Below are 16095 nucleotides of genomic sequence, written 5' to 3'. Positions count from 1 at the left end.
CGACGAAGTCGACCTTTCACCTGTGAGCTTCGCGAACAATTTATTTTTATTCTTCGTCTTGAAGAGCATCGTATCCTTCTTCGTTAGTCCTTATTTTAACTACATTTTCTACTGGATAAACAAAAATTTTTCCATCACCAATCTTACCAGTATATAAAGCCTTCTTAATAGTATTTATTAGTGTTTCAACTGGGATTTTACATATTACAATTTCAACTTTAAGCTTAGGTAATAAAGTAACTTCTACAGGAGTACCTCTATAGTAGTTAGTAGAACCTTTTTGCATACCGTATCCTAGTACATTAGTAACAGTCATACCTGTAATTCCAAGATTATCTAATGCTAACTTTAAAGCATCAAATCTATCTTTGTTAGTTATTACAACAACTTTAGTCATCTTACTTCCATCAGTAGGACCATTATATACAACGGGAATAGTGTCTACAGTGCTCATAGGAGTAGTAGTAGGAACAGAAAGACCTGTAGTAGTAGTAGGAACAAACATAAAATCAGCATAACTACTTTCTAAACCATGTTCAAATTTATCAAGACCTAAGATTTCTTCTTCAGCTGATACACGAAGTCCAACAGTTTTCTTTATTACTAGAAATACTATTGTCATTGTAACTAAAACCCAAAGAATAACACAAAGTACACCAAGAATTTGAGTTCCTAAGAATTTAAATCCACCACCGTAGAATAATCCACCATCTAAAGCAAATAAACCAGTTAAAACTGTTCCTAATGCACCACATACACCATGAACAGAAATTGCTCCTACAGGGTCATCTATCTTAAGTTTTTTCTCAATAAATTCCACTGCAAAAGTTAATACTAATCCAGCTATAACTCCAATAAAGAATGCACCACTAGGAGATACCATGTCACAGCCAGCTGTTATGGCAACAAGACCAGCTAGTGAACCGTTTAATGTCATAGAAACATCTGGTTTTTTATATTTAATCCAAGTAACTATCATAACAACTATTGTAGATGAAGCAGCAGCAATATTTGTAGTCATAAATATGTTACTTGCTGATAAAAGCATTGCATCTCCAGTCATTGAAACAGTCGAACAACCATTAAATCCAAACCAACAGAACCATAATATAAATACTCCTAAAGCTCCTAGTGTAAGGCTATGGCCAGGTATTGCATGAGCTTTCCCATCTTTAGAATATTTACCTATACGAGGTCCAAGAATTTTAGCACCAACTAATGCAGCTATACCACCTACCATATGAACAGCAGTGGAACCAGCAAAATCATGAAATCCCATTTGTGATAAGAATCCACCACCCCAAATCCAGTGGCCAGAAATAGGGTATATAAGCGCACTAATAATTAAACTATAAATACAGTAAGCAGAGAATTTTGTTCTTTCTGCCATTGCTCCAGAAACTATTGTAGCTGCAGTTGCACAGAATACAGTTTGGAATATTACAAATGTAAAAGTAGGTAGTGAAGAACTATAATCCCCTCTAATAAATAAATCCAAACTACCTATTAATGGGCCATCTCCAGCAAACATAAGGCCAAATCCAATAAACCAAAAAACTACAGTTCCAATAGCAAAATCCATTAAGTTTTTCATGATTATATTTCCTGCATTTTTTGCTCTAGTAAAGCCTGTCTCAACCATAGCAAAACCTGCTTGCATGAAAAATACTAATACAGCCCCAAATAAAGTCCAAATTGTGTCAAGTGATGAATACATAAATAATTCCCCCTTTTTTATTGTTATAAAAATAGAGTGAATTTTACTGACTATGCAAAGTAAAATTCACTCCATTGTGATAGCTATTAAATTTATAAAATAAAAAGGCACTTTGAACTATTTTAGTTCAAAGCGCCTTTGCTTTTTATGCTAATTATTATATTACAAGATATTGGGAAAAGGAAGTGTTTTTTTAAAAAAATTATAAAATTTATTTGTTAAACTGATTAGTTTTACCCATCATATATGCTAATTTAATCATATCCTTTTCTTCATCAGTAATATTTCTATTATACATTTTTTCAAATTGATTTATTAAAGCTGAAGTATCAATACTAGTTTTTGTATGTTTTTCTCTCTTATTATCAGTGTAAATATATAATTGAGGTTTCATTCTTTTGTTGTAAATTTTTTTAAAGACTTCAGCTGTGTAGTAAGCATCATTAAACGCATTGTGAAATTCAGATTCTATAGGTATTTCAAGCTGTTCTGTAGCTACCTTTAAACCAATTTTTCTACCTTTTGAATATTTTAATGCTTTAGATAAGTAACACTGAATATCTATATATTTTTTGGGAATAGCATCAGAAGATAATTTGTAATAATTAGCGTTTCTTATTAATTCTTTAATATCATTAACTCCCCATAAAACTAAAGTTGCATCTTCTGTTCCGATAAAATTGATAAAGTCTTTGTAAACATCTATAAAAAATTTAGCTGAATTTATTTGCTCATAATTTATATTAGTTAATTCTTCTACGTAAGGATGAATAAGTTTATGAACAGTTGGTTTAATAAAAGAATTGAAGGTCGAAATTGTGTTAAAGTTACTGTCCAATTTTAAAGCTCCTATTTGAATTATCTCGAACATAAGGGGGGATTTTTCAGTAGTTTTATTATCAGGATGTTGTTGATTAAATTCTAAGTCAAATATTATATAATTCATTTTTTCACCTACATGAACTTATGGTATTAATATTATTAGTTTTGCACTTGTTATTAGGAATATTACTTTATAATAATTCCAAAAATACATTAATAAGCTATGTAATATATTACAATAAATAAAAGTGAAATTAAAGAGTAAGTTTCCAAAATAATGACATTTAATATTTTATATAGTATAATTATTTAAAAAATGTAGAAAAGAGTAGAAAAATGACGAAAAAGATATCAATTAAAGCTACTAAGACTCTTATATTTATATTTATTTTTATTTTGGGTTTTGGAGGAGTTAAATGTGATGCTTATGATGGTATAAGTTTTAGTAATATAACTATAGAGGATGGATTATCACAGGCTACTGTTGAAACTATTTTACAAGATAAAAAAGGATATATTTGGTTTGGTACTAATAATGGATTAAATAGGTATAATGGTTATGATTTTAAGGTATATAACCATGAAAAAGGTAATCCTAGCAGTATTATTAATAATTATATAGTTGATTTAAAGGAAGATTTTGAAGGTAATATATGGGTTGGAACAGCAAATGGAATCAGTAAGATTAGCTCCGATGAAGAAACTATTACGAATTATTCACAGGGAGAAGAAAATGGAGGATTATCTCATTATAATATATGGGAAATACTGATTTTGAGAAATGGGAAAATATTAGTATCTACAGCTAATGGATTAAATTTTTACGATGAAAAAACAGATTCTTTTAAAAGAATTTTTAATGATGATAGTTTATCTAGTCAAATGATTTATTCGATTGATGAAGATAGTGAAGGTAATATTTGGCTAGCAACTGACAATGGGTTAAATATGATATCAAAAGAAACTGGTGAAATAACAAGATATTATCATGATGATACGAAAAACTCCATAGCAGAAAATCGTATTTATAAAGTGTATTGTGATGATAATGGATTTATATGGTTAGGTACATTTACAAAAGGTGCATCAAGAATAAACAGAAAAACTGGAGAGATTACTAACTATTATAAAGATTCATGGGGATTAGATAAATATCCAGGAGAACATATAAGAGATTTTTATAAGGATAGTAATGGTGATCTATGGATTTGTAGTAGCAATGGTTTAGTTAAATATGATTATAATAAGTTTATATTATATAACAATAAGGTCTATGATAATAGAAGTTTAGTTAATGACACTGTATTTACAATTATAGAGGATAGGACTGGAATGCTATGGGCTGGAACTTATGCTGGAGTGAGTGTGTTTGATTCATCTAATAGCATTGTTCATTATAAAAATGATCCTTTTGATAGCACAACTATTAGTGAGAACATGATTCAAAGTATTTATGAAGATAATGATGGCTATTTATGGGTAGGTACTCATACAAAAGGAGTTGATATTTTAGATGGTGATAGGAAAAAGATAAAAACTCTTAGTTTTGAAGATAATGAAATTATAAGTGGAAATAGAGTAAATGCTATAAAAGGTTATAAGAATTATATTTTCCTGGCAACAAATAATGGGCTAAATATAATAGATAGAGATAATAAAAGTATAAAAATAATAAAAAAAGAAGAAGGTTTAGAAACTATAAATATTAGAAATCTTTGGGTTGATGATAAAGGATATCTTTGGATAGGAACTATCGATGGAATATTTGTAATGAATATTGATACAAATAAAATTGAAAATGTAACTTATATATTAGAAAATGCTGAAACAGATGACTACTATAGTGGTTATATTTTTCAAGATAGCGAAGGAATATATTGGATAGGTAACTTTGTTAATGGAGGATTAACTAAGATAGATCCATATACTAAAGAGGTTACTAACTACAAGTATGATAGTAATAATAAGAATTCATTAATAGATAATGTTGTAAGGACAATTGTAGAAGATGGTAAAGGGAATATATGGATAGGAACAAGTGAAGGATTAAGTGTTCTAGATAAAAAGACAAATAGCTTTACTAATTATACTACAAAAGATGGATTACCTAATGATACTATTTATGGAATATTAATTGATGATGAAGATAATCTATGGTTATCAACTAATAATGGATTATCTAGATTTGATATTTTAAATCAAAAATTCATGAATTTTAATATAACTGATGGCCTTCAAAGCAATGAATTTAATGGAGGAGCATATTTTAAATCAAAGTCAGGAGAATTCTTCTTTGGAGGAATAAATGGAATGAATTCATTTTATCCTGCTGATATAAAATCAAATAATTATAGTGAAAATGTAGTTTTTGATGAATTTCGTGTAAATGGAATAAAGGTTAGAGATATTAATGGAAAAGTATTTTCACATGATCAAAATAATATAGGTATTCAAGTTTTTTTACCAGAATATAAAAATAGTAAAAATATAAGATATTATTATAGTCTTAATGATGATGATTGGATGCCTATGGATAAGACAACAGTACTGTTTAGTGAACTATCTCCTGGAAAATATAATTTTAAAATAAAAGCTATGAATAGTAATGGTATTGTTAGTGAGAGTAATGAATTAAGTTTCAAAATAAAAATGCCATTTTTAATTAGTTATCCAGCATTAGCCTTTTACCTTATTGTAATTATAATAATGATAAAATTACATAAAAATAAATTAAATAGATTAGATACTCTAGTTGATAGAAGAACTAAAGAGTTACGTGATGAGATGGAAATAAATAAAACTCTTTTTGATAAGATTATTAAATTAGAGAGAGATAAAAATAGCTATTTTATAAATTTATCTCATGAGTTAAGAACTCCATTAAATGTTTTACATACCACAGAACAGCTTATAAGTACTTTAAATAAATCTGGTAATATTGAAAGAAGTAAATTAGATTATTATATGTCTATTATGAGAAAAAATAATAATAGACTTTTAAGGTTGATTAATAATCTAATCGATATTTCTAAGATGGAGAATGGTAAATATAAAATAGAAAAAGAAGAAGTAGATATTGTATATCTTGTAGAAGAAGCTGCACTAAGTATGAAGGAGTATATTGAGGAGAAAGGAATAAGTCTTATAATAGATCCAGAAGTTGAGGAGAAAATTATAAGATGTGATGGTGAAGATATTGAAAGATGTATACTAAATCTTATTAGTAATGCTACAAAATTTACACCAGAAGGTGGAGAGATTACAGTATTAATTGAGGATTTGAATGAAAAGGTTAGAATAGTAGTTAAGGATACAGGAATAGGCATACCAGATGAGTTCAAAGATTTAATATTTAATAGATTTGACCAAGTTGTTGATTCTGATGCAGAGGTAAAAGGAGGAAGTGGTTTAGGACTTACAATAACAAAGCAGATAGTAACTTTACATAAAGGTACAATTTATGTAGAAAGCAAAGTTGGAGAAGGAAGTTCCTTTATTATAGAATTGCCGGTATAGTTTAAAAAATATTTTTTAATAATATAGATTTAAGATACTTTTAAAGTAGGTGAAATAATGGGGAAATTATTTATAGTCATTTCGACGTTTTTACTTTTAGTAGTGATTGGGGTTAGAAATGCAAAAAATAATAAGAGAATTTTTACAGTTTTAAATAAAATAATGAAAGAAATAAATACTACCTATATTCAGTTGTTTAAGGAAAAGTCTAAATTAAGAAGAAGTGTTCAGATAATATTAATAATAGCAGCAGAGATATTTATAGCAATATCTATTTCTACAAGTGTAATTAGATATATGGATACTTACATGACAAGTACAGTGGATTTACTAATAAAAATAGGGATTATTATAGTATCATTAATAGTAATACATTATTCTATGGGATATATATTGCTTATTACAATTAAAATCCATAAGTTTATATATGGCGTGGAAAATAAGAATGTTAAAGTAGATTTACTTCTAAGTTATTTTATTATAAGTACTTATTTTACTGCCTTATTATTATCACCAGAAGAATTTGAGAGTACATATGTATTAGGATTAATAGGGATTACAGTATCTTATGTGTTAAATATGAAGGTACTTATACAACTTATAAGAAATCCTTATAATATAAAAAGTAAGCATGAAGAAGAAACTTCTTATAGTAGGATTATAGTTGCAGCAATACTTATGGTTGGGTTAATAGTTCTTAATTTATTCTTAGGAGTATGTTTTATAAATGGAGCAGAGCCAGGTGCTTTTAGTAATTCTCCAAATGCATTTGATTTATTTTATTATACTGTAATTACTTTTACAACTATAGGATATGGAGATATAACTCCATTGACTATAGGAGCGAAAATTATAAGTATAATTATATCTATAACTAGTGTAATATGTTTAACAATATTCTTAAGTACAATTTTATCATATAAAGATAATAGTGAAAATTAGAATAAATAAATCAGTAGAGTAGTTTAACACTTGTTAAATTTGTTGACATAAAAATTAACAAGTGTTAATATTTGTTCATATAATGAATAATTTTAAAAATAATGGTATATAGGTGATTGATGTGGTGCTTATAGATAGATGGATAGAAATATTAGAATATTTAAAGGTTAAAAAATTTGCTACTGTTGAAGAAATGATGGAGAAGTTTGAGATTTCTAGATCAACATTAAGGCGTGACTTGATAGCAATGGAGGATAGAGGTCATATAAAGAGAACTCGTGGGGGAGCAGAGATTATTGAAAAAAATGATGATAATCTTGAATGGGTAAGTTTATCAGAAATATTCAAATATAAAAAAGAAGAAAAGATAGAAATAGCTAAAGTAGCAGCGAAGCTTATTAAAGATAATGATGTAATATTTATAGATTCAGGCTCAACTTGTTATTATATGATAGATTATATAAATGCAAAGAATATAACAGTTGTAACTAATGGGATACTACATATTCAGAAGCTTATGGCAAAAGGTATTAATACTTATATATTAGGGGGATATGCAAAACCGGAATTAAACTTAATTATAGGTGAGGACATAGTAAGTAAGATAAATGTGATGAATTTTGATATAGCATTTTTAGGAACGATGGGAATAGATTCTAAAAGCGGATTTACAACACAATTACTTAGTGACGGAGAAGTTAAAAGAGCTGTGATTAGCTCTGCCGAGAAATGTTTTGTTCTTGCAGATACATCAAAGTTTAATAAGAGAAAATTTTATACTTATGGAGAGTTTTCAGAAGCTACTGTAATTACAAATTCTGAGGTTGAATTTGAAGATTCTAAAATTGATATTATATATTGTGATTAATTAAATATAATTTTGATAATATAAACCTTATTGATAGAAGAAAATTAAAAAGATAGATATAGATTACTTTTAAAGTCGGTTTTAACTGGCTTTATTTTTTTATAAATTAATGAAATAAATAAAGAAAGATAATTTTCAAAAAATGAAAATTGGTCATTATATGAACAAAATAAATTGACTAATGTTCAAAAGGTGATTTATAATTTACTCAAAGAAGAAAATGAAATATTTTAAGAATAAAATTAGAATAATGGAGGGTACTTATGAGTAATATTAAATTCCCAGAAAATTTCTTATGGGGTGGAGCTACTGCAGCTAACCAATTTGAAGGTGGATATAGAGAAGGTGGAAAGGGGTTAAGTACATCTGATGTTATGACAGGTGGAACTCACACTGTAGCAAGAAGAATTACTCCTGAATTAGAAGAAGGAACTTATTATCCAAGCCATGAGGCAATCGATTTTTATCATAGATATAAGGAAGATATAGCTCTTTTTGCAGAAATGGGATTCAAAACTTTTAGAATGTCTATGAACTGGACAAGAATATTCCCTAACGGTGATGAATTAGAACCAAATGAAGAAGGTTTAAAATTCTATGATGATGTTTTTGCTGAATTAAAGAAATATAATATAGAACCATTAGTAACTATTTCTCACTATGAAACACCATTTGGTTTAACAAAGAAATGGAATGCATGGGAAGATAGAAGAACTATAGATTGTTATTTAAGATATTGTGAAACTATATTTAACAGATATAAAGATACAGTTAAGTACTGGTTAACATTTAATGAAATTAACATATTAACTCACGGTGCAGCTGCTGCATTTATGGGTGCTGGAGTAATGTTTGATGATATAAGAGAATTAAAGTTTGGGCCAGAAGCGGCAGGACATAAGCAAGAATGTTTCCAAGCTTTACATCACCAATTTGTTGCAAGTGCTAAAGCAGTTCAATTAGGACATTCTATAAACCCAGACTTTAAAATTGGGTGTATGATAGCTTACGGTAAGCAATATCCATATACTTGTAATCCAGAAGATGTATTATTAGCTCAACAAAGCGAAGAGTTCTCTAACTTCTTATGTGGTGATGTTCAAGTTAGAGGGGCATACTCAGGATTTGCTAAGCGTTACTTCAGAGAAAATAACATTGAAATCAAGATGGAAGAAGGAGATTTAGAAACTCTTAAAAATGGATGTGTTGATTTCTATACATTTAGCTACTATATGACTAACTGTGTAAGTAAAGATCCAAATGTTGAAACTACTGGTGGAAATCTTTCAATGGGATTAAAGAATCCTTACTTAGAAGCAAGTGATTGGGGATGGCAAATTGACCCTGTAGGTTTAAGAACTACTTTAAATCAAATTTATAACAGATACCAAATTCCAATGATGATTGTTGAAAATGGATTAGGAGCTGTTGATACAGTTGAAGCTGATGGATCAATAAATGATGATTACAGAATTAATTACTTAAAAGCTCATATCGAGCAAATGAAGGAAGCTATTGCTGATGGTGTTGAATTATGGGGATATACTCCATGGGGATGTATTGATCTTGTATCAGCTGGTACTGGTGAAATGAAGAAGAGATATGGATTCATCTATGTTGATAAGAATAATGATGGAACTGGTACTTTAAATAGATCAAGAAAGAAGAGTTTCTACTGGTATAAAAATGTAATAGCTACAAATGGTGAAGAACTATAAAATATAATTAATATAAAATAGCAATAGATACATTACGTCTATTGCTATTTTTGTATTAATTATTTTATTTATCAACAGAAAATTCTTTTCCATAAGCACATTTATTAAAATGTTTTTCTGCATCAAGTAAATTCATTCCTAAGATTTTTATAGGGGAATTACTTTCAAGAGTAACTTCGCCACACCCTAGACCTTTATTTATAGATGAGTATAAATAATTTATAGCTTGAGGCTTAAAACCTAATAACCTAGCACCAATAGTATCTGTAGCAACAGGGTCAGTACCACATAGAACAATTCCAGTATGATTTCCAATTCCATTATGAGGACCAGTTCCTATCATTGCAGGATTTGCACTAACTATCGATAAATCTATAGTGAACTTTTCAAGCATAGCAGTTATAAAGCCATGTAAATCTTTATGGATTCCTAAGTTTTTCTTAGGATACCCATGTTCTTCACAAGATGGCCATCCCATAGCTATATTTTTTATAGATGCAGACATAGTAGCTTCTTCATGAATTTTAAGTTGTGTAAAGGAAATTAGAAAGGTCATTTCTTCGTATAGCTTATTTAATGATGTTGAAGTCGGACCGCTATGATTTAATGGAACACTTATAAAAGGTCCATAGTTTAAGTTGATGAATTCTACATTTTCTGATTTTATAACATCTGTATAACCTATATCGTTCATTACGGATTCAATATCTTTTTCAGCAGATGCTGTTGCAACTACAACTTTTTTAGGGTTGCAAGACTTAACGATTTTTATTAGTTCTCTTAAGCTTTCAGGACCAACTACATCACCATATCCAACACCGCCTTTATTAACAAAATTAGGAGTTATTACAACAACATCATCATTTTTTATCATGGAAGAAATATTAAGAAGGTTTAAGCCTTCTTTTATAGCTAAAGATTCATTAGAATTTTGAGTTATAGCAACTGTAGAATTTAAGTTTTTTCGTACTCTCAATATAATCACCTCTAAAGTAAATTTAATATTTATTATTTCCATTCTGTATAGTAATTAAAGTAAAAATTAATAATAAGAAAAATTATTTTAAAACTTATATGGAGAAAGCGTGAAGAAAATGTAAAGGTTATTGACAAAATGGTTTTAGGGTGGTAATCTAAAACAAATAGTTTTTAAAACTAGATAAATTAGATTGATAGACAAAATTACTTAGAATGCAATATAAAATGAATGGAGAAAGAATTTATGATTAGAATAGTATCAGACTCATCATCACTTTACTCAAAAAAAGATGGACAAGCTAAAGGGATTGAAATTGCTCCACTTTCAGTAACTATTAATAATAATACATATAAAGAATATGAAGATATTCAGACAGAAGAATTTATAGATATAATTAATGAAGGACATATACCATCATCTTCTCAACCATCAATAGGAGAAGTGTTAGAAATATATAGTAAATATCCGCAAGATGAGATAATTAATATTTCAATGGCTGATGGATTATCAGGTACATATAATTCAGCATGCATGGCAAGAAATATGGATGAAAATCCAGAACGTATTCATGTAATAAATTCGCAAACTTTATGTGGGCCTCAAAGATATTTAGTTGATTTAGCTACGACTTTAGCTCAAAATGGAATAGAAGCTAAGAAAATAGTTGAAGAGATAAATGAAACTCTAGATAAGTCAAAATCATTTCTAATACCTAATGACTTTGATTATTTAGTTAGAGGTGGAAGATTATCACCATTAGTAGGTAAGATTGGTGGATTAATCAAACTTGTTCCTGTAATGACTCTTGCAGAAGATAAAAAATCTTTAGTTAAATTTACTACTAAGCGTACTTTTAAAAGAGCAATACAAAGAATTTGTGAAGAAATGATAGAAGATAAAGTTGATTCAGATTGCAAAATTTACATAACACATGCTTGCAAAGAAGAGCTAGCAGAAGAAGCAAAAAAGATTATTCTAGGGAATATAGAAAATGCTGATATTGAAGTTAAACTTTTAGGACCTGCATTCACAACACAAGGTGGTCCAGGGTGTGTAGCAATTCAATATATTAGAAAACATGAAGTATTAAAATAGAAAAGTTTAGGAGGGACTAATGGAAGGTTCTAAATTTCATTTGCCAAGATTCAATGAGTTACCACGTGTTCCTTTATATAAAGATCAGGTAATTACATATTTAGAAGATGTGGCTAAATCAATAAATGTTAGTACAAATGAAAAAGTGTTAACACCAACTATGCTTAATAATTATGTTAAGCAGAAGGTGGTATCACCTCCAAAGGATAAAAAATATAATGAGAAGCATCTAGCATATTTAATTGTAGTTTGTATATTAAAGCAGGTATTTAGTTTACAAGATATATGTAATCTTATAAATTTACAAATAGAGAGTTGTCCTATAGACACTGCCTATGATTATTTCTGTACAGAAGTAGAAAAGGCTATAGAGGCTATCTTTTTTACTAGAGATTTTTCTTATCCTAGTTCTGCATCAGTAACTACACGAGAAAGTGAAATGGTAAGATCTACAGTTATGGCAGTTGCTCATAAATTATATATACAAAAGCAGTTAATTGATATGGAAAACAAATAAAATATTAGCTTTAGATATAAATCCGTAATGTAAAAATTGCGGATTTTATATTATTATAATTAGAAAATAATATTATTATAATCAGAAGTTTATTATTTCATTATATTGGTATATAATAATAAACAAGGAAGAGTAGTATTTAAATATCAATTTAATATATAGAATAGGAGATTAAATAGTATGTTAAAAGAACAATTAAAAAAAGATGAAATAGCAGCAATGAAAGCAAGAGATAAGGCGAGAGTAAATGTTTTAAGAATGGTTAGTGCTGAAATTAAAGCTTATGAAGTTAATAATAGGGAAGATATTTCAGATGAAAATGTTATTAAAATAATTGAGAAGAGTATAAAACAAACTAAAGAAGCTTTAGAGTATGCGAAGCAAGCAAATAATGAAGAAAAAATTCAAGAAGGAAATTTTGCGTTAGAAGTATTAACACCATACCTTCCAAAGCAATTATCTGAAGAAGAAGTTACTGAAATGTTAAAAGAAATAATAGCTAATGGAAATTATACAGCTAAGGATATGGGGAAAATTATGAAAGAAATAATGCCTATGATAGCTGGTAAGTTTGATAGATCTAAAATTAATCCAATGGTAAAAGGGTTACTATAAAATAAAAATAAAGACTGTTTCAAAGTTATATAGATTAATTTTGAAACAGTCTTTTTTGCATATATATGAGAAAATATATTTAAGACATATTATATTAAAATATTAGCTTATTCCTAATTTTTCTTTTGCATCATCAATTAAGTTCTTTAAATCATCCATAGCATCATGAGAAGATTTTCCTATAGTTCTAAGACCTTTAACAACTTCATCTTTGCCTAAAGTTGCATAATCCTTAGTTTTTTCTGCAAATCCTGAAGTATAATCATCAACAGAAAGGATAGCTTTATCTATATCTGTAATAACTTCTGCATTTAGCTTATCAACTTCTGGAGTTCCTTTTTTCACAAAGTTGTTTAAATCAGCTTTAAAGTTTTCTAAGTTTGCTTTTAATTCAACATAAGAATTATTATAGACAGTTAGGAATTCTTCATTTGTTCCATTAAAAGTAAAATCTTCTGCATATATATCATAATTATCATATAAATTAGAATCACCAAAGTAATAGTTGTATCTTTCTGTTAAATAGTTTTGATACTCTTCTTTAGTTGTTGGAGTAGTAGAAGTATTTTCAGTAGTATTTTGTGAATTGCTATTAGAGTTATTTTTAGCTGTATTATTGCCACAACTTACAAATGTTAATAAAAGCATAGCTACTAATAAAGCTGAAATGAGTTTAATATTTTTCATTTTACAAAACCTCCTTAAATAATATATTTATAGTTTGCTTAAATTTTATAAGTATATTCCTAAGAAAATATAGCTTTTTTTATTGATAAAAATATGTATACAAATTTTATAAATATAGTGATATAATAGGCGAGGATTTAAAGGAAAAAAGTTAATAATTAAAGTAAATGCTTTAATATTATATACATGCAAAGGAGAAAAAATGGATATAAATGAAGTTTTAAATATGAATATATTTAAGGTATGGTCAAAGTTTGTAGTAGCTTCTATGGTTGGAATTGTATTAAATACTATATATACAATGGTTGATGGTATTTTTGTAGGACAAGGAGTTGGAGAAGCTGGACTTGCAGGAGTAAATATTGCTTGGCCTGCTGTAACTTTAGTTGTAGGTATTGGCTTAATGATAGGAATTGGGACAAGTAGTATTATAGCTATTCATATGGGAAGAGGACATAAAGAAAAAGCTGAAAAATGCTTAGGTACAGCTATTAAGTCAATTATTATAATTGGAAGTATAGTAATGATTTTAGGGCTTATATTTAGAGAGCCTATAATAAAAATGTTGGGTGCTACGGCAGATACAATAGGTTATGCAAGAGATTATTATACAATAATTTTCATTATTTCTATACCGTATATATTTTCAACAGCATTAAATCCTATTGTAAGAACTGGGGGAAGACCTGATTTATCAATGATAATGATTGGGGTAGGTGCAATTGCTAATATAATATTAGATTGGCTATTTGTTATGAAGCTTGGATATGGAGTAAAAGGTGCAGCTTTAGCAACTAGTGCAAGTATTTTTATATCAATGGTGATATCTTTATTACATTTCTTAAAAGGAAAGTCAAATATAAAAATAAAAAAAGAATATTTTAAAATAGATTTAAGAAATTTAAAGAAAATATTAAAGATAGGGTTTGTAAGTTTTGCAGTACAACTATCTTATGGAATTATACTTTTAGTACAAAATAGGACTATGTTTGCTTATGGAAATACAGTCGATGTAGCAATTTATACTGTTGCAACATATATAAATTGTTTTCTAGTAAATACATGTATGGGAATTGCTCAAGGATTACAACCTTTAATAGGATATCATTATGGTGCAAATAAATTAGAGCGAATGAAAAAATTATTATACATAACTATCGTTATTTGCGTTATTGGAGGAGTTCTTGTTTATACTAGTATAGTATTTTATGGTAGAGAGATGATTTCTATATTTGGAATAGGTAGTGAAAGCTTAGATTTTGCTTATGATAAGATATTAATTTATTGTATTGGAAGTCCTATAATAGGAACAATTTTTACAATGAGTGGATATTTTCAAGCTATAGGTAAAAATGTATATGCAAATATAATTTCTATAGGAAGAGGATTTGTATTTCAATTTTTATTTACATTAATTTTACCACCTTTTATTGGAGTTACTGGAGTTTTCTTATCATTACCCTTAGCCGAATTAATTACGTTGATAATATTAGTTTATATAATATTTGTTGAAAGTAATAAAAGAAGTAAGAAAAATGTTTTGAGAGTTTAGATTTAATATGGAAATCTTAAAGTAGCATAATTACAAATGAATTTAAAATATTAGCGTATTTATGGATAAAACTATAAATACGCTTCTTTTCTTATATAGGAAAGTTTAGATGTTTATGCTCATAGGATAAATCGAGAGATTTCTGTTAAAAGTGATGATTACAAAGGGGAATATATTGTAATGGAAAAAAGATAATTTGATTTTTCTAGAAGAAGAATTTCATACTGAACTTTTTCTAAGTAACTAATAATTAAAAATAATTGTAAAAAATATAATAAATATTATTACGATGTGTAACAAAAATGTAAATGGATTAATAGTTTGTAGTATATGAAAAATATATTTTTTATGACGGAGGATAAAAATATGGATTTAATTATTAAGGAAGTAGCTGCTACAATTAACTGTAATACTTGCCCTTGTGATACAAGTGTTGTATATGATGCAGGAACAATTACTCCTGATACACAAGTATCATTAATTGACTTTAATGTAACATTAAATAATGTTTGTGTAGATTCTAGATTTGGTATATTTGTAAGAATATATTTTACACCAAATGGTGGTACAACATCATTAGTTGGAATAGCAGGAAAATCTATTGATGTAGATGAGTATGTAGATGAAGCTGATTCTGGTTGTTATGATGACGTTACCATTCCATTCGAAGATGTAGTAGTATGGGTTCCTTATTGTTTTAATGGAACTTTTAGTTTTGAAGTATTTGGAAATTATCTTCAATGCCCAGATTTTGATGATTAATTAAATAATTAATTATTTTTAAATATTATAATGGGATATCGTTATTGAGATATCCCTATTATTAAATGAAAGGTATTTATTTAATTAATAGTATTTAGAGATGAGCATAATTGATCTTTTAAAAAGTGAATATTAATTAGAGATGAAAAAATAGGAAAATTAGGATTATTAGTAATAAAGTGACCTAAAAAAGGGCAGACTATCCCTATGAGGATAATAAAATGTAAAATATTAGGTTGTTAAAGAGCTAACTAGCTCGTTTAAGCTTGCTTAGAGAACAAATCTTATCTTCCTTTTTATTAACA

13 protein-coding genes are annotated in these 16095 nt (G+C 27.8%); 9 read left to right on the top strand and 4 right to left on the bottom strand.

Annotated elements, in window-relative coordinates; all coding sequences use genetic code 11:
- Positions 1-46: 46 nt before the first annotated feature.
- The gene (locus H8S10_RS01985; protein ID WP_186837774.1) at positions 47-1717 is read right to left on the bottom strand and encodes an ammonium transporter; all 1671 of its coding nucleotides are present in this window, start codon (positions 1715-1717) and stop codon (positions 47-49) included.
- Between the two features lie 211 nt (positions 1718-1928).
- The gene (locus H8S10_RS01980; RefSeq protein ID WP_186837773.1) at positions 1929-2663 is read right to left on the bottom strand and encodes a 3'-5' exonuclease; all 735 of its coding nucleotides are present in this window, start codon (positions 2661-2663) and stop codon (positions 1929-1931) included.
- A 212-nt stretch (positions 2664-2875) separates the two neighbouring features.
- On the opposite strand from H8S10_RS01980, the gene H8S10_RS01975 reads away from it, so the two are divergent.
- The 4 genes from H8S10_RS01975 to H8S10_RS01960 all read left to right on the top strand — a co-directional run bounded on the left by H8S10_RS01975 (position 2876) and on the right by H8S10_RS01960 (position 9583).
- A complete protein-coding gene (locus H8S10_RS01975) occupies positions 2876-6055 on the top strand; it encodes a two-component regulator propeller domain-containing protein (RefSeq protein ID WP_186837772.1) in 3180 nt (1059 codons plus the stop codon).
- 57 nt (positions 6056-6112) lie between these two features.
- Positions 6113-6997 carry a potassium channel family protein gene (locus H8S10_RS01970; protein WP_186837771.1) on the top strand — a complete coding sequence of 295 codons (885 nt, stop codon included), beginning with the start codon at positions 6113-6115 and terminating at the stop codon, positions 6995-6997.
- A 121-nt stretch (positions 6998-7118) separates the two neighbouring features.
- Positions 7119-7865, top strand: a complete 747-nt coding sequence (locus H8S10_RS01965; protein ID WP_055266326.1) for a DeoR/GlpR family DNA-binding transcription regulator — start codon at positions 7119-7121, stop codon at positions 7863-7865.
- Positions 7866-8128: 263 nt separating this feature from the next.
- Positions 8129-9583, top strand: coding sequence for a 6-phospho-beta-glucosidase (locus tag H8S10_RS01960; RefSeq protein ID WP_055266324.1), 1455 nt, complete (start codon positions 8129-8131; stop codon positions 9581-9583).
- A gap of 64 nt (positions 9584-9647) precedes the next feature.
- On the opposite strand, the gene H8S10_RS01955 is transcribed toward H8S10_RS01960, so the two are convergent.
- Entirely contained in the window at positions 9648-10568 is a 921-nt protein-coding gene (locus H8S10_RS01955; RefSeq protein WP_341380552.1) for a DUF362 domain-containing protein, read from the bottom strand.
- Between the two features lie 237 nt (positions 10569-10805).
- On the opposite strand from H8S10_RS01955, the gene H8S10_RS01950 reads away from it, so the two are divergent.
- The 3 genes from H8S10_RS01950 to H8S10_RS01940 all read left to right on the top strand — a co-directional run bounded on the left by H8S10_RS01950 (position 10806) and on the right by H8S10_RS01940 (position 12789).
- On the top strand, positions 10806-11657 hold the full coding sequence (locus tag H8S10_RS01950) for a DegV family protein (protein ID WP_186837770.1): 852 nt from the start codon (positions 10806-10808) through the stop codon (positions 11655-11657).
- A gap of 19 nt (positions 11658-11676) precedes the next feature.
- Positions 11677-12174 (top strand): DUF1836 domain-containing protein, encoded by a 498-nt coding sequence (locus H8S10_RS01945; RefSeq protein WP_186837769.1) that lies wholly within the window; start codon positions 11677-11679, stop codon positions 12172-12174.
- A 180-nt stretch (positions 12175-12354) separates the two neighbouring features.
- A complete protein-coding gene (locus H8S10_RS01940) occupies positions 12355-12789 on the top strand; it encodes a GatB/YqeY domain-containing protein (RefSeq protein WP_186837768.1) in 435 nt (144 codons plus the stop codon).
- 102 nt (positions 12790-12891) lie between these two features.
- Here the strand turns inward: H8S10_RS01940 and H8S10_RS01935 are convergent, their stop codons facing one another.
- The gene (locus tag H8S10_RS01935) at positions 12892-13476 is read right to left on the bottom strand and encodes a hypothetical protein (RefSeq protein WP_186837767.1); all 585 of its coding nucleotides are present in this window, start codon (positions 13474-13476) and stop codon (positions 12892-12894) included.
- Positions 13477-13678: 202 nt separating this feature from the next.
- Between H8S10_RS01935 and H8S10_RS01930 the strand changes: the two genes are divergently transcribed.
- Positions 13679-15028: an MATE family efflux transporter gene (locus H8S10_RS01930; RefSeq protein WP_186837766.1), complete on the top strand. Its 1350-nt coding sequence runs from the start codon at positions 13679-13681 to the stop codon at positions 15026-15028.
- Positions 15029-15394: 366 nt separating this feature from the next.
- Positions 15395-15790 (top strand): hypothetical protein, encoded by a 396-nt coding sequence (locus H8S10_RS01925; protein ID WP_055266310.1) that lies wholly within the window; start codon positions 15395-15397, stop codon positions 15788-15790.
- Positions 15791-16095: the final 305 nt, after the last annotated feature.

Origin of the sequence: Clostridium sp. NSJ-49 (assembly GCF_014287725.1) — a bacterium.
Classification (GTDB): Bacteria; Bacillota; Clostridia; order Clostridiales; family Clostridiaceae; genus Clostridium; species Clostridium disporicum_B.
This window is presented reverse-complemented; position numbering and strand designations above follow the sequence as displayed.